The sequence below is a fragment of the Shewanella sp. SM23 genome (assembly GCF_025654295.1).
In the GTDB taxonomy this organism is placed as follows: Bacteria; Pseudomonadota; Gammaproteobacteria; order Enterobacterales; family Shewanellaceae; genus Shewanella; species Shewanella oncorhynchi.
In genome coordinates, this window is sequence record NZ_JAKKRM010000019.1 from 67502 (window position 1) to 90536 (window position 23035).

Here is a 23035-nt window from a genome sequence, read left to right on the forward strand (position 1 = left end):
TCATGCAAAAATAACCCAAAGAACGACTCCAGCCGTGACTAATGCCCCACCAAGTCGCTGGATAACTTGCTGATTTTGATGGGAGAGTTCATTTAAATAACGACGCCATTTATTTGGGAATAATAATGGCCCAAGGCCTTCCAAAACCAACACAAGTGCCACTGCTAGCATAAAAATTTGAAAAGTCATGCTTACCTCAAACTCACTCGCTTAATATAAATTTATTGTATATCAGCATACTCCAACCAAAGAGTTTTCTTATACCGTCAATTTTTAGCCAATAAAAAACCCAGCATAGGCTGGGTTTTTTGATATTCCAAAAACGAATTAACGCTTAGAGAATTGTGGCTTACGACGTGCTTTACGTAGACCCACTTTCTTACGCTCAACTTTACGAGCGTCACGGGTAACGAAACCAGCAGAACGTAGAGATGGACGCAGTGCTTCATCTAATTGCATCAGAGCACGGGTAATACCGTGACGGATTGCGCCTGCTTGGCCAGTGATACCACCGCCTTTAACAGTTACATAGATGTCCAGCTTGTCAGTCATTTCAACTAACTCTAAAGGTTGACGAACAACCATACGAGCAGTTTCACGACCAAAATACTGATCCAAAGGACGTTGATTTACAACGATGTTGCCACTACCTGCTTTAGCGAAAACGCGAGCTGTAGAGGTTTTGCGACGGCCAGTGCCGTAGTACTGAGTTGCAGCCATTTGCTTAATCCCGTTTAGATATCAAGAACTTGAGGTTGTTGTGCAGTGTGGTTATGTTCTGCGCCAGCGTAAACTTTCAGTTTACGGAACATGGCACGGCCCAGAGGACCTTTTGGTAACATACCCTTAACTGCTTTCTCGATGATCATTTCTGGCTTTTGCGCTTGCAGCTTTTCAAAGCTGATTTGCTTAATGCCACCAGGGAAGCCTGAATGCGAGTAGTACGTTTTGCCTTTCGCTTTGTTACCAGTAACAGTCACTTTTTCAGCATTAACAACGATGATGTAATCACCGGTATCAACGTGTGGAGTGTATTCTGGCTTATGCTTACCGCGTAAACGGACAGCGATTTCAGTAGCGATACGACCTAAAGTTTTGCCGTCTGCGTCGACGACGAACCAGTCACGAGTTACAGTTTCTGGTGTAGCAGTAAAAGTCTTCATTATTACAAAAACCCAAAGTTAATTTTCTGTCTCACATGCTGTCTGCATTTGCAAACAACACAAAATTGCCTTTTAGTACCCCTTCGAGCACCGACTTCGGCTTACAACTTCCGCCCAATTGGCGGAGTAACGTGGGCAGGTGGCGGAGTATAGACAAAGCTGAGTTAAAAATCACCTGATATTTTGATAAAAATTATAAAATATCGACCAATCGGACTTGTCATCCTAAGGATTAACAAGCCTCTGGTGATTTAAGGCTGCAGCTAATGCAAAACTCTTACACTACTGGGTTACGGCAGGTGTTCGGTTTTTAAATAATCGTGGGATTGCATCTCAATTAAGCGTGAACGGCAACGCCTAAATTCGAAGTTAAGCAAACCATCGGCATAAATATCTTCGAGTGGCACTTGAGCCGATACAATCAGCTTTACATTGCGCTCGTAAAATTCGTCGACCATAGCTAAAAAACGTCTTGCGATGTCATCGCCTGTCAAAAAGGCGCCCATTTGTTCTATGCCACTCACGAGGACAGTGTGATAAATCCGCGCAAGTTCCATGTAATCACGCTGGCTTCGTGGACCATCACAGAGCGCTCTAAAATCGGCCAACAATACGCCCTGCGCCTGCTGTCGAATACTAATACTGCGGCCTTCTATTTCGATGTCAGCAGTAAGCACCTCAGACTCAGGCGCTAACTGACTAAAATAACGTATCAGATTGGCATCAGCTTGTGCATCTAACGGATGATGATAAATCTCTGCTTGCTCAAGGGTACGCAATCGATAGTCAATGCCAGAATCCACATTGAGTACTTCACAATGTTGATTAATTAAGGCTATCGCAGGTAAGAAACGTGCGCGCTGTAAGCCATTTTTATATAAGTCGTCGGGGATAATATTCGAAGTTGCAACCAGTACAACGCCTTCTTTAAATAACGCTTGAAACAGCGTACCTAATAGCATGGCATCGGTAATATCAGAGACAAAGAATTCATCGAAACAGATAACGCGATATTTTGCAGCCATCTTTTTCGCAATCACCAACAAGGGATCGCGCACGCCTTTCAGCTCATCTAAATCTAAATGTAGCTGATGCATGAAACGATGGAAGTGAGCCCGCAGCTTTTGATCGCCAGGCAAGGCATCAAAAAAAGTATCCATCAGGTAAGTTTTACCGCGCCCAACTCCGCCCCAAAGATACAGGCCTTTAGGTGATGCTGGTGCCGATTTTAAGCCTAATGCGCTAAACAATTTCCCTACAATAGAACTCGGCTCTTCTGCCGTAGTTAAGTCTTCATAGACACGTTGTAACGCCTTAACGGCAATTTCTTGAGCCGGATCATGGGAAAAACCGTCACGGGTAAGATCTTTTTGATAATGCTGCCAAGGGCTTAACTGAGGCACGTTTAAATTCTCTTATGTCCTTTATTAAAACTGTGACGATATTAGCACGGCCAATATGACGCAGGATATATTAATGCAGAATACGACTTTTACCTTAACGCTAAACTGCATACAAACGTCTAATAAGCATCTATGCTGTAGGTCATTTTAATCGGCAAAATCCGCTAATATTGGGGCTTGAAAAATCCTAATCTCGCCCACAGATTTCTGTTCAGAAACAAGTATGAAACAGCCGACAAAATAGGCTAAAAAAATTAACATTTATTAATATAATGAACTTTTTCAATAAGGTGCGAGTCAGAGTGATTACCTAGGCAAATAGCCGGTACCGATACAGATTTGATCTGGCACTCGCACGATTGCTGATGCATTACATCCAGATCTTTCAACCCTTATTTGGAGTTATGAATAGATGAAAACAAAATTATCTGTACTTTCAGCCGCAATGTTAGCCGCGACCCTGACTATAATGCCTGTCGTCTCACAGGCCGCCATTCCACAGACGGTTGAGGGACAATCCATTCCAAGTCTTGCGCCTATGCTTGAGCGTACGACGCCCGCAGTCGTATCAGTAGCAGTAACGGGGACTCATGTTTCTAAGCAAAGAGTACCTGATGTTTTCCGTTACTTTTTCGGCCCTAATGCGCCACAAGAGCAAGTGCAAGAACGTCCTTTTAGAGGCTTAGGCTCAGGCGTCATTATTGACGCAGAAAAAGGCTATATCGTCACGAACAACCATGTGATTGACGGTGCTGATGATATTCAAGTTGGTCTTCACGATGGCCGTGAAGTAAAAGCAAAACTGATTGGTACTGACTCAGAGTCAGATATCGCATTATTGCAAATTGAAGCGAAAAATCTCATCGCAATCAAATCCTCTGATTCCGATGATTTACGCGTAGGTGACTTTGCCGTTGCCATTGGTAATCCCTTCGGTTTAGGTCAAACCGTCACCTCGGGCATTGTTAGTGCTTTAGGCCGTAGCGGCTTAGGCATTGAAATGCTGGAAAACTTTATTCAAACCGATGCCGCGATTAACAGTGGTAACTCGGGTGGCGCACTCGTCAATCTTAACGGCGAGTTAATTGGGATTAACACCGCAATCGTAGCACCGGGCGGCGGTAACGTCGGTATTGGCTTTGCCATCCCTGCTAATATGGTGAAAAACCTCGTGGCACAAATTGCCGAACACGGAGAAGTACGCCGCGGTGTATTAGGTATTTCGGGACGTGATCTCGATAGCCAACTCGCCCAAGGTTTCGGTTTAGACACTCAACACGGCGGCTTCGTGAATGAAGTAGCCAAGGGCAGTGCCGCAGAGAAGGCCGGTATAAAAGCAGGTGATATTATCATCAGCGTTGATGGCCGTGGTATTAAGTCATTCCAAGAACTGCGGGCTAAAGTCGCCACTATGGGTGCAGGTGCTAACGTTGAGTTAGGACTCATCCGTGACGGTGATAAGAAAACAGTTAAAGTGACCTTAGGTGAAGCGAGCCAAACCAGTGAAACAGCGGCTGGTGCCGTGCATCCTATGCTGCAAGGCGCGTCCTTAGAAAACTCATCTAAGGGCATTGAAATTACCGATGTCGCACAAGGCTCACCCGCGGCCATGAGTGGCTTACAAAAAGGAGATGTGATTGTCGGTATTAACCGTACTGCGATTAAAGATCTTAAGACACTTAAAGCACAACTTAAAGATCAAGAAGGTGCCGTGGCACTGAAGATAATGCGTGATAAGAGCATGTTGTATTTAGTCCTACGTTAATCGACAAAATAGGCCATTTTTTCTGCCATAGATGAGCATAGGGAGCTTAGGTTCCCTATGCTTACATCGATTAAACATGTTAATCTAACTCACCTTTTTCTAGATCCATCCTGCCATGACTATAAAAGACACTCTGTTATATCTCGGTAAAGCCACCCTTTTCGGCCTTATCATGGCGGCCATGTTTTTATTGGTGACACGTTATATCGATAACCAATCCCTCGGTAGTAGTCTGCTACAAACCCGTGCCAACAACACAGTCGAGCTATCCTTTGCCAAGGCGGTACGCCGTGCAGCTCCTGCCGTTGTGAATATTTATAGCCTCAGCATAGATCAGAATCGGCCGCTTAATTCAGGCTCACTTCAAGGTCTAGGTTCTGGGGTGATAATGAGTAAAGAAGGTTATATTCTCACTAATTATCATGTCATTAAGAAAGCCGATGAGATTGTTGTCGCCCTGCAAGATGGACGCAAATTTACCTCTGAAGTGGTTGGCTTCGATCCTGAAACCGATTTATCGGTACTCAAAATTGAAGGCGATAACTTACCGATTGTCCCCGTTAATCTCGACAGTCCGCCTCAAGTCGGTGATGTCGTACTCGCTATTGGTAATCCCTACAATTTAGGCCAGACCATTACCCAAGGCATCATCAGTGCCACGGGGCGTAACGGCTTAAGTTCAGGTTACTTAGACTTCCTACAAACCGATGCAGCGATTAATGCGGGTAACTCGGGTGGCGCACTCATTGACACTAACGGCAGCCTTATTGGTATTAATACCGCAGCATTCCAAGTGGGTGAAGAAGGTGGCGGCCATGGGATTAACTTCGCTATCCCGATTAAATTAGCCCACAGCATTATGGGTAAGTTGATTAAAAACGGCCGCGTGATCCGTGGTGCTTTGGGTATTTCAGGTGAACCTATCAACCCTGTCATTGCACAAATTCTCAATCTGCCCGATTTAAAAGGTGTGGTCATTATGGGTGTCGATCCAAATGGCCCAGCGGCCCGTGCCCAGCTAATGCCAAGGGATGTGATTATTAAATACGATGGTGAAGATGTGCCAGGCGTTGAAATGCTAATGGACCGTATCGCTGAAACTACACCGGGTAAGAAAGTGATGATGACTGTGATACGCCAAGGTAAACAACAAGAGTTACCTGTGATTATCGATGAGAAGGTTGTGATCGATAACTAGAGCGTCACTCAGTATTACAAGCTCAACTGCAGAAAACAAAAAACCAGCTTTTAGCTGGTTTTTTTAATGATTCAAAATTAGCTTAAATCAGTAACAGATCACTGAATACGCACAACCTGTGCGCCTAAACCTTGAAACTTATTCTCAATATGCTCATAGCCACGATCTAAGTGATAGATACGATCGACAATCGTCTTACCATCGGCCACTAAGCCCGCAATCACTAGACTCGCTGACGCACGTAAATCCGTCGCCATTACCTGAGCACCACTTAAAGATTCAATCCCTTGAATGATGCAGGTGTTGCCTTCAAGCTCCATGGTAGCGCCCATACGGATAAGTTCAGGCACATGCATAAAACGATTTTCGAAGATAGTCTCAGTTATGGTTGCCGTGCCTTGTGCTAAGGCATTGAGCACACAAAACTGCGCCTGCATATCGGTTGGGAAACCAGGATAAGGTGCAGTCTTGATATTCACCGCCTTCGGACGTTTACCCTGCATATCGAGCTCAATCCAATCTTCGCCCGTAGTAATCGTCGCGCCTGCATCTTCAAGTTTTGCGATAACCGACTCCAGTGAAGCAGGATCGGCTTTTAAACAACGAATACGGCCACGAGTCACCGCAGCGGCCACCAAAAATGAACCGGTTTCGATACGATCTGGCATCACGCGGTAATTACAGCCCTGTAAACGCTCAACCCCTTGAATACGCAATGTCGCACTGCCTACACCAGTGATTTTTGCACCCATGGCAATTAAGCAATTAGCGAGATCGATCACTTCAGGTTCACGGGCCGCGTTTTCAATCACGGTTTCGCCATCGGCTAATGCTGCGGCCATCAGTAAGTTTTCGGTCGCACCAACACTCACCATGTCCATAAAGATATGTGCGCCTTTAAGACGACCATCAACACGGGCCTTGATATAACCTTCTTTCACTTCAATCTTGGCGCCCATCATTTCGAGGCCATGTAAGTGCAAGTTCACTGGTCTTGCGCCAATGGCACAGCCACCAGGCAATGACACGTCAGCAGTACCATAACGAGCCAATAACGGCCCTAAGATCAAGATAGAAGCACGCATGGTTTTCACTAGATCATAGGGAGCGCAAAACTCATTCAGATTAGTGGTAGAAATGCGGATCTGTCCGTCACCGAGTTCAGTCACTTCAGCGCCGAGACAGCGTAATAATTTACAGCTCGTACTCACATCACGCAGATTGGGCACGTTAGAAACCACAAAATCGGTTTCAGCCAATACACCCGCCATCAGAATAGGCAAAGCTGCATTTTTAGCACCCGAAATAATCACATCACCGGCAAGCGGGGGGCTTGCCTGAATTGTTAGTTTATCCACTTTTCCTCACTAGCTAGGCATGTTGAAAACTTTTTCGCGTTTCCATTGAGTCGGCGTGAAAGTTTTGATCGTTAATGCATGTAATTCACCGCTGGCAATGTGTGCCGTCAACGGTGCATAAATGGCTTGTTGCTGTTTGACTCGGCTCATACCATCGAAGCATTCACCTACGGCGATCACTTTATAATGGCTACCATCCGAGCTAGCGTGAACTTCTTCAAGCCCTAACGCATCACGTAAAATCTGTTCGATTAAGCTGCATTCCATGAAATCTATTACCCTATTCTCAATGCGCTTCTTCGGTAAAGAAGGCATCTAAATCATATAAATCAATTAGTTTTTTAAGTTGTGGTGAAGCAGAACTCAATACAAGTTGGCTGCGATGTTCACGCACTAACGCCAGCAAAAATGCCATGCCAGCGCTATCACTGTATTCGAGCCCAGACAGAGACAATATCTGGGTTGACTCATTTAGCAGTTGTTGCCGCTGTGGCCAAAGTGTAATGACATCAACTTGGGTTATGCGCCCTTTGAGATGACAAACTGTCCCCTGTTGCACAAATTCAATCACGACTGTGACTTCCCTGACTTAGCCTTCATGACCACTTTCTCTTTAGTGCGATCTTCGAGCATCTTAATCACGGGATCGATACCCTGTTGGCGAATTAGATTAGAGATTTCCGACTGCTTAGAAGACAGTAAGCTCACACCTTCGGCAACTAAATCAAATGCCTTCCATGAGTCATCCTTTAAACGGCGCGCCTTAAACAACAGTTTAATCGGTGGGCGACCGGCTTCGATGATCTGCACGTTTACATCGACCATTTTCTCTTTGCTAAAATCAATCCCAGGTGAGAATTCCACTTTTTGATTAGTATATTCAGTAAAGGCTTGGGCATAAGTAGAGATTAAATAACCTTCAAAAGCATTGACGAAACGATTGCGTTGCTCTTCGGTTGAATCCTTAAGATATTGGCCTAATACCTTATAAGAAGCGTATTTATAATCGACATAAGGCATGAGTTCTTCACGAACAATCACCTTTAAATGGTCTGAATTTGCATCGATTAATGCTTTATCTTTGTGAAAACGATCGAAGGTTTTATTGGCAACGGCTTTCACCATGGCATACGGATCTGTCGTATCGACAACCACATCAGCGGCGACTGCGCTCGTTGCCCCTAAAACCATCACTAACGGCAATAAAAAACGAGATAAGTTTTTAAACATAGCGGTAACCCCTATTTATCCTTCGAACCCATACTATATAAGAACTGACCAATCAGCTCCTCCAACACTAATGCCGAACGAGTGTCGTCAATCTTATCGCCATCTTTCAGCATACTGACATCATCGTCGACAAAACCCGGTGTTAACCCTAAGAATTGTTCGCCCAACAAACCCGAAGTCAAAATGGCTAAACTACTGGTTTCAGGGAATTTATCGTAACGCTTGTCCATCACTAATGTGACCACAGCCACTAACTTAACTGGGTCTAAATCTATGCTGCTCACTCGGCCAACGACAACACCGCCAACCTTGACTGGCGAACGCACCTTCAAACCACCAATGTTGGTAAAATTGGCTTGTATGGTATAAGTGCTATCGCTGCTTTTCACTTCAATATTGGCGACGTTAAAGACTAAGACCAAAAAAGCGGCCAATCCTGTTAAAAGAAACACACCCACTAATAATTCAATTTTTCGTGTCAACATGTTCAGCTACCACTCTGTTAATCCATCTAACCTGTGTCGAAATCCGCAGTGTTCCGTTAGCGGCCAAACATCAGGGCTGTCAGTAAAAAATCCAATGCCAATACAGCGAGGCTCGACTGAACGACAGTCTGGGTCGTTGCACGGCTGATGCCTTCCGGATTTGGGATCACTTGATAACCGCGATATAACGCAATCCAAGTGACCACTACGGCAAACACACCACTTTTGATCAAGCAGTTAACTATGTCCTGACGCCATTCGACAGACGCCTGCAGAATCGACCAAAACGCACCACTGTCGATCCCTTTCCATTCCACGCCAACAAGGTGCCCGCCATAAATACCTACAGCGGTAAACATCAACGCCAGCAATGGCATACTGATCACTCCAGCCCAAAAGCGCGGTGCAATAATCTGCCTTAATGGGTCAATCGCCATCATTTCTAAACTGGAAAGCTGCTCAGTACTTTTCATTAAACCAATTTCAGCGGTTAATGCTGAACCCGCCCGTCCCGCAAACAATAACGCGGTAACAACTGGCCCTAACTCACGCAGTAAACTGAGCGCCACCATAGGACCTAAGCTTTCTTCGGTGCCAAAACCAACTAAGATGTTGTAGCCTTGCAGTGCGAGCACCATGCCGATAAAGAGTCCTGAGACTAAAATAATCACCATGGATTGCACACCGACCACATAAATCTGGCGCACTAATAATGGAAAACCTTTACGCACGCGTGGCCAGCGAAAAATCGCGCCCCACAGCATAAGGCCTGCACGGCCAAAGCCGAGCACTAACTCAATCGCGCTGCGGCCTAAGTCGGCAATACTGTCGATTAACTTCACTTGCCAACTCCTTTTGCCATTAATTCTTGCTGGTAATCATTTGCCGGATAATGGAACGGCACAGGGCCGTCCGGAGCACCTTGAATAAACTGTTTCAGCTGCGGATTATCAGCGTACTTTAATTCTTCAGGGGTACCATGGGCGATGACTTTTTTGTCAGCCACCACATATACATAATCGGCAATGCCAAGCACTTCATCCACATCGTGGGACACCACAATTGAAGTCAGATTCAGCGCATCGGATAACTCACGAATGAGCTTTACTAACACGCCCATCGATATTGGGTCTTGCCCTGCAAAAGGCTCATCGTACATCACCATTTCAGGTTCAAGCGCTATGGCTCTAGCCAATGCGGCGCGGCGTTGCATACCACCGGACAACTCGCTTGGCATCATCTGAGCGGCACCACGTAAACCTACGGCTTCAAGCTTCATCAGCACGATAGTGCGAATAATGTCTTCAGGCAGTCCAGAATGTTCACGCAGTGCAAACGCCACGTTATCGAACACATTAATGTCGGTAAACAGCGCGCCACTTTGAAACAGCATGCTCATCCGCTTACGCAGACTAAATAATTCATTGCGACTCACGCCATGGATATCGTGACCGTCGAATAACACTTGTCCATGGTCAGGCGTTAATTGGCCGCCAATCAATTTCAACAGGGTCGTTTTGCCTATGCCGCTCGGCCCCATGATCGCCGTCACCTTGCCCCTTGGAATGGACAGGCTAATATCTTCATATATCACACGCTGACCGCGGCTAAACCCCAAATTACGGATCTCAACCAACGGCGTTTGTTCTTGAGTCATGCTTGATTCCGACATTTGCAAATGAGGTGATCCTAGTCTTCCTAGACTGACCAATCGAAGAGCCGCAAATTGTACGTAATTGCGCTTTAACCTACAACCGAATCGACACTATCGCCCTGCGATACTTTCAATTTGCCTCATTTACAGCGAAAATGCGCCCTAAGTTTTCACTCTGCACAGGTAAAATGTTACTTAATGTTTTCAACCTAGTTGCAGAATTGGCAGTATTGGCTAATTCGTTCGCACTTAGCTCACTCTTCGCCCACTTTTATCGGGGAGAGTCGATACGCAATTGCGCAATAGAGGCATCCCATAGGGTAATACCCGCTGCGATATGGGATAAATCCATTGAAATAAACGACAAAGACGATGATATTGCTCAAGACCTTCTGCCGCTAAACACGTTATTGTGCGTGAATAGCTAACGCAGCTGAACTTGACGAGTCGGATCAATCGCTCTAGCCTGCCGCAATTGTTTTGCTGTTTTCGGTAATTAACCACAGCAAGACATAAGCTAAATTGTCTGAAAACAAACTAATACTTGGCAGAAAGCCTATTACATATCATCTTTATCGCGTACCAAATTGTGCTATTCCAATCCCATCAATGGGGCGACAAAGACAATGCAAAAAGAGAGATAGACATGGTAGACAAATCACAACTGCGCCAATGGGGTTGTAAAGTTATCGACATTGAAAAGTCAGCCCTAGACAATCTTTATCAATATGTTGATTCGGCTGAATTTGCAGAAGCTTGCGAGTTGATCCTCAACTGCACAGGCAAAGTGATTGTCATGGGAATGGGCAAATCGGGCCATATCGGCAATAAGATTTCTGCCACCCTCGCCAGCACAGGAACGCCCGCATTTTTTGTGCATCCGGGTGAAGCCAGCCACGGCGATCTGGGTGTATTGGCCGATAACGATGTGATTTTAGCGATTTCAAATTCTGGTGAGTCGAGCGAAATCCTCACCTTAATGCCGGTCATCCAACGTATGGGCGTGCCCGTTATCGCGGTAACGGGTAAACCCGAATCGAATATGGCGCGATTATCTAAAGTGCATTTATGTATTGAAGTCCCAGAAGAGGCTTGCCCACTTGGACTAGCACCCACCTCAAGTACCACAGCAACCTTAGTGATGGGCGATGCCATCGCCATTGCGCTGCTGCAAGCGAAAGGCTTTACCCGTGATGATTTTGCTATGTCCCATCCCGGCGGTGCATTAGGACGTAAGTTGCTGTTAAAAGTCTGCGATGTGATGCACAGCGGTGATGACTTACCGCTCGTCAACCACGATATTTGCATCACAGAAGCCCTGTACGAAATCTCCAAGAAAGGCTTAGGCATGACGGCGATTATTGATGATCAGCGCAAACTGGTTGGTATCTTCACTGATGGTGATTTACGCCGCGTTATTGATGCCGAAGTGAATTTACGCACGACGCCCATTGCCGATGTGATGACCCGTAACTGCGTCACGATCACGGATAATGTATTGGCCGCCCAAGCACTGCAAGTGATGGACTCAAAAAATATCAACGGATTAATTGTTATCGATAAAGATCGCCATCCTATTGGCGCTCTTAACATGCTCGATATGGTAAAAGCAGGAGTCATTTAATGCCACAGCAAGGATTTTACGGCCCAATCAGTGATGATGTGTGGCAACGCGCGCAAAAGATTAAACTGTTAATCTGTGACGTCGATGGGGTGTTTTCCGACGGCCGTATTTACTTGAGCAATAGCGGCGAAGAGCTCAAAGCCTTCCATACCCGTGACGGTTATGGCGTGCGCTCACTCCTCACCAGCGGTTTCAACCTCGCCGTGATCACAGGACGTCAATCCAAAATCGTTGAAAACCGTATGACAGCCCTTGGTGTTACCCATATTTACCAAGGCGTAGACAATAAGTTCGAGCCCTATGAAGCATTGCTCGCACTTTATGGTGTCACCCCAGAAGAAGTGGCTTATATCGGTGATGATATTGTCGATCTCCCCGTGATGAATGTCGTCGGTTTAGCGGTCAGTGTTGCTGACGGCCACCCCTATGTACGCCAACACGCCCATTTTGTGACTACGCTCAATGGTGGCCACGGTGCACTGCGTGAACTCACAGATCTGTTACTCCTAAGTCAAAATAAATTCACTTCGGCCCATGGAATGAGTATATGAGTCGTGTGACACTCGCGATTATCGCTTTTTTTGGAACCGCACTAGCGCTTTACTGGCAAGTGCAGAACAAACACAGCGGTGATTCCGATAACAGAGTAAAAGATCAAAATACCCCAGATTTCATCGTTGAAGATCTGCGCAGTGTTGAGTTCAATGAGCAAGGACTAGTGAATAGCCGTGTGACGGCGAAACACATGGAACATTATGATTCAACGAATCAAACTTTCTTTACTCAACCTGTTTATCTTGTTTATCCAGACCAAGGTAAAGCACAATGGCAGCTCAGGGCAGATCAGGGCAAGCTAAACAAGGAAACTGGCAAGGTTGTATTAGAAAATAATGTTATTATCGATGCCATTAGCCCAGAAGAACCGATTCAGACCTTGTCCACCAGTTATCTGGAACTCGATCTCAACACTATGATAATGACCTCTGACCGTACCATTTACGTCACAGGGAAAGATTTTAATATTCAAGGCCAAGGCCTTTATGCCGACCTCAACGCGCAAGAAGTGCAATTGACCAGTCAGGTAGTAGGAACATATGAAGCAAAATAACGTATTACTTGCCAGCCTAATGCTAATTATGAGCATGAGTGCTTTCGCGAAAGTCGGCGACTTAAAGCAAGAAGTCAAAATTAAAGCTGTGAGCCAAACTGCGGATATCAAAAACAACCAGATCATCTTCTTTGGTCCAGTGGAAGTTACCCAAGGCTCAATAAAAATCCAAGCAAATGAACTGCGTGCATTTTCCGCTGAAGGTGAAAATAGCAAAACTTTGGTCGCCACAGGCAACCCTGCTACGTATAGCCAAATATTAGACGATGGCCGTCCTGCATCGGCGAGCGCGAAAGAAATTCGTTACGATATGGCGAGCCGCACCTTAACACTGAAAGGTATGGCGTCATTAGATCAAGCAGGTAGCCAAGTTACAGGCAATTTAATCCGCTATAACATGATTCAACAGAAATTGATGGCCGAGAGTACTGGCAGTGGTGACGATCGCGTGATCACTATTATTCAGCCTGAAAACTATCAAGATGATGCTAAATCAGACGCTCCGGCGGATAAACCTGTAAAAAAGCAGGACTCTAAATGACCCAAATCACCTTAAGAGCACAAAATCTGGCGAAAAGTTACAAGAGTCGCCAAGTGGTTAAAGACGTCAGTCTGACGGTAAAAACCGGTCAAGTCGTTGGCCTACTCGGTCCAAACGGTGCAGGTAAAACCACGACATTTTACATGGTTGTCGGGCTAGTGAAGAGCGATAAGGGACATATCTTTATCGACGATGATGATTTAACCGCAGATCCTATGCATCTGCGTGCCCGCAAAGGCATAGGTTACTTACCGCAAGAAGCCAGTATCTTTCGTAAGCTAACTGTTCATGACAACATCATGGCCGTACTGCAAACTCGTAAAGAACTTAAAAACGAAGAACGAGAAGAAGAACTAGAACATCTGCTCGAAGAGTTTCATATCACCCACATCCGTGACAGCCAAGGCATGTCATTGTCGGGTGGCGAACGTCGCCGCGTCGAAATTGCGCGGGCTTTAGCCGCTAATCCTAAGTTCATTTTGCTCGATGAACCGTTTGCCGGCGTCGATCCTATTTCGGTTATCGACATCAAGAAGATTATCGAACAACTCAAAAGTCGCGGCCTTGGCGTACTGATCACAGACCATAATGTCCGCGAGACATTAGATGTATGTGAACATGCTTATATTGTGAGTCACGGAAACCTTATTGCCGAAGGAACTCCAGCAGAGATCTTAGACAATCAGCAAGTTAGGGCTGTGTACTTAGGTGAACAATTCAGGCTATAGTTAATCGAGCGAAGCCAATGGAGGCAATTTATACCGCCATTGGGCTTCACTCAAGATAATAATAAGCGACCTCATCCAACAATAATAACGTAGGGATCAGCGGTAACATGAAAGCGTCACTCCAGCTCAAACTGGGTCAACAGTTAACCATGACGCCACAATTACAACAGGCCATACGTCTGTTGCAACTGTCGTCATTAGAACTGCAGCAAGAGATCCAGCAAGCATTAGATTCTAATCCCCTTCTCGAGCTGGAAGAGGATCAATTCGACGCCACTAAAACCCCTGTAAACCAAACGCTATCCGATACGGATTTCAGTGAATCTAGCACTCTGCCACCAGAAAAAGACAGCTCCACCATAGACACGGCAGAGTCGCTAACCAAAGAATCCATGCCCGATGAGCTCCCCATGGACACCACATGGGATGAAGTGTTTACCGCCTCCCCAAACTCAGGCCCCGGCGGCAGTCGTGAAGACGATATGCCCTTCCAAGGCGAGACCAGTGAAGGTTTGTACGAACACTTAGAATGGCAAAAAAACCTCACGCCGTTTTCTGAAACCGATTTAGCCATTGCCACCGCCATTATTGATGCCATCGACGATCAAGGCTATCTCACCCAAAGTACTGACGAAATCCTCGAAGCCATGGGCAATTCGGAGGTCGAGCTTGACGAAGTCGAAGCCGTACTCAAGCGCATTCAGCATTTTGATCCCATAGGCGTTGCCGCCCGCGATTTAAGTGAATGCCTGCTAATCCAACTGTCGCATTTCGCCGCTGATACTCCCAACCTAGAAAACGCCCGTATGCTGATCAAAGATCATTTAGATCTGATCGCCGCCCGTGATTTTAGGTTATTGATGCGTAAGACTAAATTAAAAGAAGATGAATTAAGGGATGGTATAGCACTTATCCAAACTCTCAATCCTCGCCCAGGTTTGTTGATCACGCCCAATAATGACGAATACGTTATCCCAGATGTGTCTGTGTCGAAGAAAAATGGCCGCTGGGTCGTTGAGCTTAATCCTGACTGCATGCCAAAAATCAATGTAAATCAACATTATGCTTCTATGGCACGCAGTACCAAAAACCAAGCCGATAGCCAATTTATTCGCGGCCATCTGCAAGAGGCTAAATGGTTTATTAAGAGCTTAGAAAGCCGTAACGACACTTTGCTTAAAGTTGCTAATTGCATAGTGCAATATCAGCAAGGTTTCTTTGAGTACGGTGAAGAAGCCATGAAACCTATGGTGCTTAACGATATTGCCGAAGCGGTAGAAATGCATGAGTCCACCATCTCACGGGTCACAACTCAAAAATACATGCATACCCCTAAGGGACTTTTTGAACTAAAATACTTCTTCTCTAGCCACGTCGGTACTGACGATGGTGGTGAGTGCTCATCCACAGCAATCAGAGCCTTTATAAAGAAACTGGTGGCAGCGGAAAACCAGAAAAAACCATTAAGCGATAGTAAGATGGCTCAACTTCTGGCAGAACAAGGGATCAACGTAGCCCGCAGAACCATTGCGAAGTACCGAGAGGCTATGCTTATTCCACCTTCTAATCAGCGTAAAAGTTTATAACCTACAGTGGATATCGGAGGACGTTTCTATGCAAATAAACCTAAGTGGGCACCATATCGAAATTACCGAATCGTTACGTGCATATGTAGAAGAAAAGTTTTCAAAACTTGAACGCCATTTCGAACAGATCAATAATGTGCACGTTGTGCTCAATGTTGAGAAAATGCAACAGATTGCCGAAGCGAGAATAAACCTCATAGGTGGTGAAGTTTTTGCTACTTCAGAGCATGCTGACATGTATGCCGCTATAGACGCCCTGATTGACAAGCTTGACCGTCAGGTTATTAAACACAAAGAGAAGTTAACAAAACACTAATAATGGAACTTTGTACCATACTGCGGCCGGAGTGCACTACCTGCGCCACTCCGGGCAGCAAGAAAAAGGTACTGGAACTCATCAGCGACTTAGTCGCTGCCCAGTACCCGACCCTCTCATCTCAAGAGATATTCGAAAGCCTAGTGGCGCGCGAAAAGATGGGGAGCACAGGTATAGGTAACGGCATCGCCATTCCACATGGTCGACTAGCCGATATAGATCAGCCCATTGCCATACTAATTAAGTGTGAAGAGCCGATAGCATTTGATGCTATCGATAAGCAACCTGTTGATATTTTATTTGCACTACTGGTGCCTGCAGACCAATGTCAGCAGCACTTAAGTACCTTGTCTTGCATGGCCGAAAAGCTGAGCGACAAGCAAATATTAAAGCAATTACGCAAGACGCATGATGAAACGGAACTCTATCAGGTAATCACTGGATGAAACTGGTCATAGTGTCGGGCCGCTCAGGCTCAGGCAAATCTGTCGCCCTTAGGGTACTCGAAGATCTCGGCTATTATTGTGTCGATAACCTTCCCTTGCCATTGATTGGCAGTTTGCTTGAGCAACTCAAAGGCAGTAACGATCTCGTCGCCATCAGTGTCGACGTGCGTAACATGCCTGAGCAGGATAAGGTCTTAGTGAAACAACTCGCTAGCCTACCTCCAGATACTGAGTTAACGAGCTTCTTCCTTAACTCCAGCGATAAAATTCTGCTTAAGCGTTACAGCGAAACCCGCCGTTTACATCCTTTGTCGAAGAGCCGAGTCTCTTTGCAAGAAGCGATAAAGCTGGAGGGGAAACTGCTCGAGCCTATGTCAAAACTGGTCGATCACTACATAGATACGTCGAATCTGAATATCTATGATTTAAGCGACCAAGTCAGACAAATTCTCCTTGGTAGTGTCGATAAAGAACTCGTGATCAACTTCGAGTCCTTTGGCTTTAAGCACGGAATGCCCACCGAAGCCGACTTTATGTTCGATGTGCGCTTCCTGCCCAATCCCCACTGGGAGTTGGCGCTGCGGCCATTGACTGGCTTAGATGAACCCGTAGCTGAGTTCTTAAATCGTCAACCACTGGTTAATAAGTTCATCTGGCAAATCGAAAATTTACTGGAGACTTGGCTGCCGCATCTCGAGCGTAACAATCGCAGTTATTTAACGGTAGCTATTGGCTGCACAGGTGGACAGCACAGATCGGTTTACGTCGCAGAGCAATTGGCAAAACGCTTTAGTAACGGTAAACATAAAGTTTATGCCCGTCATCGAGAGCTCAACAATGCCAAAGCTTGAACGTCAGATAACCATCTGTAATAAGCTCGGTTTACATGCCCGTGCCGCCACTAAGTTGGTGGTACTGGCTTCCGAGTTTGATGCGACCATCACCTTAATCCAAGGCGATAAACAAGCATCGGCCGCCAGTGTACTTGGCTTACTGATGCTTGAAACTGGTATGGGTAAAACCATTAAGCTGATCGCCGAAGGCCCAGATGCAGAGCCGGCTCTCGATGCCATTTGTGCCTTAATCGACGCTAAGTTTGACGAAGCCTGTTAGTTTCACTTCACACTAAGCACTTCATCGTTAGTTTCACTTCATGTCTAGTTTAAAAAACTTGCCATTCAGAAAACATTTGTCGCTCGACGATACAAGCTACTGGCGATTACACTAGCGGTCATTACGCTGGCACTGGCCTTAACCTTACCTTAGCCGCCTTAATCTGTGTCATCGACTGACGCTTAGTCACCGCTAAATCCTAGCCCAACACTAAGATCTCAAACCAATTTGCCGCACAATGGAGGACAAATGCCCGTAGATAATGCAGAAAACGATCACACCGGACATAGTCTCGACCAGTTAAACCAAGCGCTTAGCAGCGGCATGTTTGTACACGTGCGTAATATGCTGCAAAAAATGGCCGCCTCAGATATCGCGCTGATCTTAGAATCATCACCGCCAAGTGCCAGACAAGTATTGTGGCAGCTCATCGATCAGGAACAAATAGGCGACATACTCGATGAGTTGAGTGAAGAACTCAAAGACCCACTTATCCGCAGCATGAGCCCTGAGCGAGTCGCGAAAGCGACAGCAAGCATGGACACCGACGATCTCGCCTATATTCTGCGAAGTCTACCCGACGCAGTTTACAAACAAGTGCTGCAGTCGATGACGGAACAAAATCGCCTGAGGGTAGAACAAGCCCTATCTTATCCAGATGAGACCGCCGGCAGCTTGATGAACACAGATACAGTCACCTTAAGACCCGATGTGAATATCGATGTGGTGCTGCGCTATCTTCGGCAAAGGGGCAACCTACCCGATACCACAGATACCTTATATGTGGTCGACAAACAGGACAAAGTCCTTGGCGGTGTTAGGCTGGCAGATCTGCTGACTTGCGCGCCAAGCACCACAATTCGCAATATCATGGATCCCAATATTCAAAGTATTCCTGTGAGCATGTCCGACAGCGAAGTCGCGCAGAAATTCGAACGCAATGACTGGGTATCGGCACCTGTCGTCGACAGTGATGGTAAGCTGCTCGGGCGTATCACAATCGATGACGTAGTCGATGTTATCCGCGAAGATGCTGAACATTCCATGATGGGTATGGCGGGGATGGACGGAGATGAAGATACCTTTGGTCCTGTGCTAAAAAGTACCCTACGTCGCTCGCTCTGGCTCACTATAAACTTATTCGCCGCCCTGCTCGCCTCGTCGGTCAGCAATATGTTTGAAGGCACTATTGAACAATTTGCCACTATCGCCATCCTAATGACGATTGTCCCTAGCATGGGCGGTGTTGCCGGTAATCAGACCTTAGCGCTCGTGATCCGCGGTATTGCTTTAGGCCATATCGGCCAAAGCAACGCCCGCTGGCTTATCGGTAAAGAGCTATCGATTGGTTTTCTCAATGGCTTGATGTGGTCGATTTTAGTCTTTGTCGCCGTGTGGCTATGGAAGGATGATATGGCACTGGCGGGATTAATTGGTAGCGCCATGCTGATCAACATGACAGTAGCTGGGCTTGCAGGTGCGAGTATTCCATTGATTTTAAAACGACTTAAAATCGATCCTGCCCTCGCTGGCGGTATGGTGCTCACCACAGTCACTGACGTGGTTGGCCTGTTCGCCTTCCTCGGGTTAGCGACGCTCTACCTGATGAACTAACGCTTTAACAGTTTGAGCTAACCACAGAACGGCACCCCAAAGGTGCCGTTTTTTATCCGGCTTGAAAGCTAAAAAAGGTTATTTTGCCGGAGGTTGAAAACCATAACTGCTCAGAATCGCTTGGCCTTTTGTCGATAGAATGAACTCAGCTAACGGCTTAGCGGCAGTATTAGCGCCTTGTAAAACCAGTAAACCATAGTCGGCACCCACGGCGAGTTCCTGCGGTAAGTCAATGATTTGTAAACTTGGCACTTCTTTTTTAGCCAGCACAGCATTAGTGCAATAGGTTAAAAAGATATCCGCTTGCTTGTTTTCCATCACCCAGCCATAGGGGTTGCGATCTTTAGGCGGTTTAACGCTCTCAGGGCCGCCCGTCAGTTGTAATGCCTTGGTCTCTAACGCGGCTTTCGCATTGGGTTTTACCGCTTCGGCCTTAGCAAAAACGGCCCAGGCATAATCACCCGCGGGGTCGGCTTTCGGGGTTGAGGTACCGACTTTAATCTTAGGATCTAACAAGGTATCGAGTAACGTCGCACTCGTCACCTGAACTGTGTCTTGAGCAATGGCGCAGAGTTGATTACGGGCAAACATTTGCACCGCTTCGCCCTGACCCGAATCCACTAATGCCTGTGGATGTTTCATATTCGCCGAGGCAAAGATATCGACTTTCTCGCCCTCTTGAATGCGCTTTAACAATAAACCTGAGGGCGCATATTGCGCTACAACACTTATTTGCGACTGTGCTTGATAAGCAGCAATAATATCACTCATCGCAGCCTTTAAACTGCCTGCGGCGCGCAGTTCTATCGGCGCGGCTCCTGTGGTCACTTCGGCTTTCATCGGCACTCCTTGTACAGCAGTCACCATGATGACAGGACTTAAACTCAAGGCTACTAACATATTTTTGCTTATCATAGTCATATTCTCCTTTAGGCACTAAAAGTCATTCTTGTGACTTATTACCATACAGAACGTGAAATAGATAAAGGGATCAAGCTGAAGTCATCCCAAGGTAATTAGCAGTGATATGTTTGTGGTGCAGGTCACTCAAGGTGCGCTTCATAAAGGACAAATTGTCTAATAGAAGCACGGCAAGCTAATCACTCAATTAGCCCACCACTGAAAACAAAAAAAGTCGCCCCTGGCGACTTTTTCAGCGAGAACTTTGTGCTTAGACCAGACTATTTACCCGTTGGTATTAGTACGATCTCAACGCGGCGGTTTTGTGCTCGGCCATTTGCATTGGCATTTGATGCAATAGGACTCGCTTCACCCATACCTTTTGATTTTACACGGGCAGAGGCAACGCCTTTACTCATCAAGTAATTACCCACTTCGCTAGCCCGGACCTGTGACAGACGTAAATTGTAAGAGTCTGAACCACTGCTGTCGGTATAACCTAATACGTTAAGCTGCGTTTTGCTGTATTCCTTGGCCACAACCGCCACTGAATTCAGCACGCGTTTAGCACCGTCACTTAACTCGGTTTGATCTACGCCGAAGGTCACTTCATTAGGCATATTCAAAATGATGTTATCGCCGTTACGGGTCACACTCACGCCCGTTGAGGCTAATTGTTGGCGTAATTTGGTCTCTTGCACATCCATGTAATAACCAATACCACCACCGACTGCAGCGCCCGATGCTGCACCAATTAAGGCACCTTTACCGCGGTCGCTCTTGCTCGAAGATACCACTCCAATTGCGGCACCCGCGACGGCACCAATCAATGCGCCACTGGTCGCTTTAGCGGTTTGTTCTTCATTTGAATAGGGATTGATTGTTGTACAACCCGATGCAACTAGCGCGGTCGTCAATACCACTATGGCTAACAGGGATGGTTTAGATTGCACTGCCTGAAAACACTTCATCATTTATAACCTCTTTATATGATTGATGACTGTGAATACCGCTCAAAAGGGCAAGAAATATCACGTCCATTAGGTAATACGAATGACCTAGGGATTGCCACAAAGCAGGCAGTATATAAGCAATTGCGCTGGAGACAATCCTTTATCCATCTTCAATTATGCTAATCCAGATTTTAGTCAGCAAAGATACAGATTTCGGGCTTCAATCATGGCTTGTACCGCCCAATTTCATATCAAGTCTATGGCACCGAAATAGTGCACCTTGCACCTTTATTGGCAGCACTAAAAAATCACGCCGTTTTAATCGAAGGCGCAATACAATGATTTAAAAGGTTAAAATAAAAATTAGAATATTGGCACGAATTTTACATACTACTAAGTGAGTAGACAGTCAGACGCGGTAAACATCGCCGAAAACTCAAGTCGACTTCAAGAGGATTAATCCAAATTAAATGGACCTATCGAGACAGAAAATGGGCTCGAGTATTTAGGGTCATGAAGGAGGAAGTATGAAAACGGTCATGAACTTTATCGCACTATGTCGCCACGAATGGATTTGTCTGCGCCATCTAGGTCTGAGCCAGTGGGATTTAGAACAGCGTCACTATCATCAATAAAAGGCAACGCAAACGGTCATATTTTGGTTAGAAGGCAGTAAAAGAGGGAACGCTCATGGGAATCGCAGAAAATAGTCTCAAGCTACATGTTATCACCGAGGTTAAAGTACAAGGTCGCTTACTGTCGGATGTTGCACGTCAATACGGTTTATCTGCCAAGGCAGTCTACCAATGGGTGCGAGAAAGCGATCTGCAACCCCAGCAAAGAGAATGCGCATTAATGAGTGAGATTGCCCAGCTACAGAAAAAAATTAAACAGCTCAATCAAGAGCTACGCACGATAGGTTAGCCTGTACAACAAGCTAAACGTGCCCGAATAGACAAGGCCGGACGAGATTGCATATCGCCCTGCTGATAACGCTAACGATGTAAAAGATGTGCTAACAACAATAATAACAGCGCCCTTTTTAGTCCGGCCTTGTCGTCCAAATTGATGAACCCAGCGAAGATTGGGAAATAGTATTAACAGCAACAAACGGATAGGGACAATGCAAAAGTTTCGGCAAGACTAGGGAGGGAGTTATCTCCCCCAAGATCAAATATGTGAATTGTGCTCCCCCAAGTCATGAACATATTTCTCTCTCTGGCCTTGTCATTTTATTCACAGGATCAATGATGATCCAGCACTGCAATGAGTGTAGTGCGCCAAGGAAGGCCGTGATTGGTATTACATAGATTGACTGAAGAGTGACCAAGGTTTCGGCAAGGATTGAGGGAGTTGTCTTCCCCAAAGATTAAATATGTGAATTGTGCTCCCCCAAGTCATGAACATATTTATCTCTCAGCTCTTGTCCTTTTATCACACTGTTCGATGATTGCTAGCTTGTTTGTAGCAACAAGGATGGCCCCAGCTTCCATCGGGGATTAAGCCAAGGATTGGCTAACGCCAAAAATTAAATAACAATAATAAAATCAACAATAAAAATAATAATTTCACTTAATTTTTAGCATAAAAAAGACGCTACTTTGAGTAATGCCGTTCACTTAAGAGTGAACGGCATTTTTCTTTGGTCTAACCGGGAACTTGTTTTTGCTCATTTTAAGAACTCGTGGATATGCCCTTTCCCGTTTACCATCCAGCTTAAATTGCCGTGCATTTCGTTCTATATCCAATACGTCTCTCGGGACATTCCCCGGTGTTTGTGATGACAGTTGTGTCAACTTGAAGATGATATAACTCGCCGCATCTCGAAAACTCAGTTGATTGGGGTGGAC

27 protein-coding genes and 1 pseudogene are annotated in these 23035 nt (G+C 45.9%); 14 read left to right on the forward strand and 14 right to left on the reverse strand.

What is annotated here, in order from left to right:
• The 4 genes from L5L98_RS18810 to zapE form a co-directional block, all read right to left on the reverse strand.
• The gene (locus L5L98_RS18810) at positions 1 to 189 is read right to left on the reverse strand and encodes a DUF2065 domain-containing protein (RefSeq protein ID WP_198573776.1); all 189 of its coding nucleotides are present in this window, start codon (positions 187 to 189) and stop codon (positions 1 to 3) included.
• Between the two features lie 138 nt (positions 190 to 327).
• Complete coding sequence (gene rpsI / locus L5L98_RS18815; protein ID WP_006083052.1) at positions 328 to 720, reverse strand: 30S ribosomal protein S9; 393 nt, start codon at positions 718 to 720, stop codon at positions 328 to 330.
• Positions 721 to 734: 14 nt separating this feature from the next.
• Positions 735 to 1163: a 50S ribosomal protein L13 gene (rplM, locus tag L5L98_RS18820; protein ID WP_105251403.1), complete on the reverse strand. Its 429-nt coding sequence runs from the start codon at positions 1161 to 1163 to the stop codon at positions 735 to 737.
• Positions 1164 to 1453: 290 nt separating this feature from the next.
• Positions 1454 to 2566 (reverse strand): cell division protein ZapE, encoded by a 1113-nt coding sequence (zapE, locus tag L5L98_RS18825; protein ID WP_263142838.1) that lies wholly within the window; start codon positions 2564 to 2566, stop codon positions 1454 to 1456.
• A 412-nt stretch (positions 2567 to 2978) separates the two neighbouring features.
• Here zapE and degQ point away from each other — a divergent pair, with 412 nt between their 5' ends.
• Together degQ and degS are read left to right on the forward strand one after the other, a co-directional pair.
• Positions 2979 to 4331, forward strand: coding sequence for a Do family serine endopeptidase DegQ (gene degQ / locus L5L98_RS18830; protein ID WP_131524126.1), 1353 nt, complete (start codon positions 2979 to 2981; stop codon positions 4329 to 4331).
• A gap of 115 nt (positions 4332 to 4446) precedes the next feature.
• Positions 4447 to 5529 (forward strand): outer membrane-stress sensor serine endopeptidase DegS, encoded by a 1083-nt coding sequence (gene degS, locus L5L98_RS18835; RefSeq protein ID WP_263142840.1) that lies wholly within the window; start codon positions 4447 to 4449, stop codon positions 5527 to 5529.
• Positions 5530 to 5627: 98 nt separating this feature from the next.
• Here degS and murA read toward each other — a convergent pair whose 3' ends face one another.
• The 7 genes from murA to mlaF are packed head-to-tail and all read right to left on the reverse strand — an operon-like array spanning position 5628 to position 10259.
• Positions 5628 to 6887: a UDP-N-acetylglucosamine 1-carboxyvinyltransferase gene (gene murA / locus L5L98_RS18840; RefSeq protein WP_105251399.1), complete on the reverse strand. Its 1260-nt coding sequence runs from the start codon at positions 6885 to 6887 to the stop codon at positions 5628 to 5630.
• Positions 6888 to 6896: 9 nt separating this feature from the next.
• On the reverse strand, positions 6897 to 7154 hold the full coding sequence (locus L5L98_RS18845; RefSeq protein WP_006086065.1) for a BolA family protein: 258 nt from the start codon (positions 7152 to 7154) through the stop codon (positions 6897 to 6899).
• 19 nt (positions 7155 to 7173) lie between these two features.
• A complete protein-coding gene (locus L5L98_RS18850; protein WP_263142841.1) occupies positions 7174 to 7458 on the reverse strand; it encodes a lipid asymmetry maintenance protein MlaB in 285 nt (94 codons plus the stop codon).
• Positions 7455 to 8117, reverse strand: a complete 663-nt coding sequence (locus L5L98_RS18855) for a phospholipid-binding protein MlaC (RefSeq protein ID WP_105251397.1) — start codon at positions 8115 to 8117, stop codon at positions 7455 to 7457. The genes L5L98_RS18850 and L5L98_RS18855 overlap by 4 nt, the downstream gene beginning before the upstream one ends.
• 11 nt (positions 8118 to 8128) lie before the next feature.
• Positions 8129 to 8602 (reverse strand): outer membrane lipid asymmetry maintenance protein MlaD, encoded by a 474-nt coding sequence (gene mlaD, locus L5L98_RS18860; RefSeq protein ID WP_028759401.1) that lies wholly within the window; start codon positions 8600 to 8602, stop codon positions 8129 to 8131.
• A 56-nt stretch (positions 8603 to 8658) separates the two neighbouring features.
• Positions 8659 to 9444, reverse strand: coding sequence for a lipid asymmetry maintenance ABC transporter permease subunit MlaE (gene mlaE, locus L5L98_RS18865; protein WP_105251396.1), 786 nt, complete (start codon positions 9442 to 9444; stop codon positions 8659 to 8661).
• Positions 9441 to 10259, reverse strand: coding sequence for a phospholipid ABC transporter ATP-binding protein MlaF (mlaF, locus tag L5L98_RS18870; RefSeq protein ID WP_063882287.1), 819 nt, complete (start codon positions 10257 to 10259; stop codon positions 9441 to 9443). The genes mlaE and mlaF overlap by 4 nt, the downstream gene beginning before the upstream one ends.
• A 643-nt stretch (positions 10260 to 10902) precedes the next feature.
• Here mlaF and L5L98_RS18875 point away from each other — a divergent pair.
• The 11 genes from L5L98_RS18875 to mgtE all read left to right on the forward strand — a co-directional run bounded on the left by L5L98_RS18875 (position 10903) and on the right by mgtE (position 19332).
• A complete protein-coding gene (locus L5L98_RS18875) occupies positions 10903 to 11880 on the forward strand; it encodes a KpsF/GutQ family sugar-phosphate isomerase (protein ID WP_168825500.1) in 978 nt (325 codons plus the stop codon).
• Complete coding sequence (gene kdsC, locus L5L98_RS18880; RefSeq protein WP_028759542.1) at positions 11880 to 12431, forward strand: 3-deoxy-manno-octulosonate-8-phosphatase KdsC; 552 nt, start codon at positions 11880 to 11882, stop codon at positions 12429 to 12431. The genes L5L98_RS18875 and kdsC overlap by 1 nt, the downstream gene beginning before the upstream one ends.
• The gene (lptC, locus tag L5L98_RS18885) at positions 12428 to 12988 is read left to right on the forward strand and encodes an LPS export ABC transporter periplasmic protein LptC (protein ID WP_105251394.1); all 561 of its coding nucleotides are present in this window, start codon (positions 12428 to 12430) and stop codon (positions 12986 to 12988) included. The genes kdsC and lptC overlap by 4 nt, the downstream gene beginning before the upstream one ends.
• Positions 12975 to 13529: a lipopolysaccharide transport periplasmic protein LptA gene (gene lptA / locus L5L98_RS18890; protein ID WP_105251393.1), complete on the forward strand. Its 555-nt coding sequence runs from the start codon at positions 12975 to 12977 to the stop codon at positions 13527 to 13529. Before lptC ends, lptA begins: the two co-directional genes overlap by 14 nt.
• The gene (gene lptB, locus L5L98_RS18895; RefSeq protein ID WP_105251392.1) at positions 13526 to 14257 is read left to right on the forward strand and encodes an LPS export ABC transporter ATP-binding protein; all 732 of its coding nucleotides are present in this window, start codon (positions 13526 to 13528) and stop codon (positions 14255 to 14257) included. The genes lptA and lptB overlap by 4 nt, the downstream gene beginning before the upstream one ends.
• Positions 14258 to 14364: 107 nt before the next feature.
• Complete coding sequence (locus L5L98_RS18900) at positions 14365 to 15843, forward strand: RNA polymerase factor sigma-54 (protein ID WP_263142842.1); 1479 nt, start codon at positions 14365 to 14367, stop codon at positions 15841 to 15843.
• Between the two features lie 28 nt (positions 15844 to 15871).
• Positions 15872 to 16159, forward strand: a complete 288-nt coding sequence (gene hpf, locus L5L98_RS18905) for a ribosome hibernation promoting factor (protein WP_028759468.1) — start codon at positions 15872 to 15874, stop codon at positions 16157 to 16159.
• 2 nt (positions 16160 to 16161) lie between these two features.
• Positions 16162 to 16605: a PTS IIA-like nitrogen regulatory protein PtsN gene (ptsN, locus tag L5L98_RS18910; protein ID WP_006083071.1), complete on the forward strand. Its 444-nt coding sequence runs from the start codon at positions 16162 to 16164 to the stop codon at positions 16603 to 16605.
• A complete protein-coding gene (gene rapZ / locus L5L98_RS18915; protein WP_105251390.1) occupies positions 16602 to 17456 on the forward strand; it encodes an RNase adapter RapZ in 855 nt (284 codons plus the stop codon). The genes ptsN and rapZ overlap by 4 nt, the downstream gene beginning before the upstream one ends.
• Positions 17443 to 17718, forward strand: coding sequence for an HPr family phosphocarrier protein (locus L5L98_RS18920; protein WP_006083073.1), 276 nt, complete (start codon positions 17443 to 17445; stop codon positions 17716 to 17718). Before rapZ ends, L5L98_RS18920 begins: the two co-directional genes overlap by 14 nt.
• Before the next feature lie 249 nt (positions 17719 to 17967).
• Positions 17968 to 19332 (forward strand): magnesium transporter, encoded by a 1365-nt coding sequence (gene mgtE / locus L5L98_RS18925; RefSeq protein ID WP_113939980.1) that lies wholly within the window; start codon positions 17968 to 17970, stop codon positions 19330 to 19332.
• A gap of 78 nt (positions 19333 to 19410) precedes the next feature.
• Here mgtE and L5L98_RS18930 read toward each other — a convergent pair whose 3' ends face one another.
• Positions 19411 to 20247 carry a molybdate ABC transporter substrate-binding protein gene (locus L5L98_RS18930; protein WP_263142843.1) on the reverse strand — a complete coding sequence of 279 codons (837 nt, stop codon included), beginning with the start codon at positions 20245 to 20247 and terminating at the stop codon, positions 19411 to 19413.
• Between the two features lie 266 nt (positions 20248 to 20513).
• The gene (locus L5L98_RS18935) at positions 20514 to 21203 is read right to left on the reverse strand and encodes an OmpA family protein (protein WP_168825788.1); all 690 of its coding nucleotides are present in this window, start codon (positions 21201 to 21203) and stop codon (positions 20514 to 20516) included.
• A 672-nt stretch (positions 21204 to 21875) separates the two neighbouring features.
• Here L5L98_RS18935 and L5L98_RS18940 point away from each other — a divergent pair.
• Positions 21876 to 22109, forward strand: coding sequence for a transposase (locus L5L98_RS18940; protein WP_106649408.1), 234 nt, complete (start codon positions 21876 to 21878; stop codon positions 22107 to 22109).
• Positions 22110 to 22804: 695 nt separating this feature from the next.
• On the opposite strand, the pseudogene L5L98_RS18945 reads toward L5L98_RS18940, so the two are convergent.
• A pseudogene (locus tag L5L98_RS18945) lies at positions 22805 to 23035 on the reverse strand (IS4 family transposase); the annotation flags it as partial.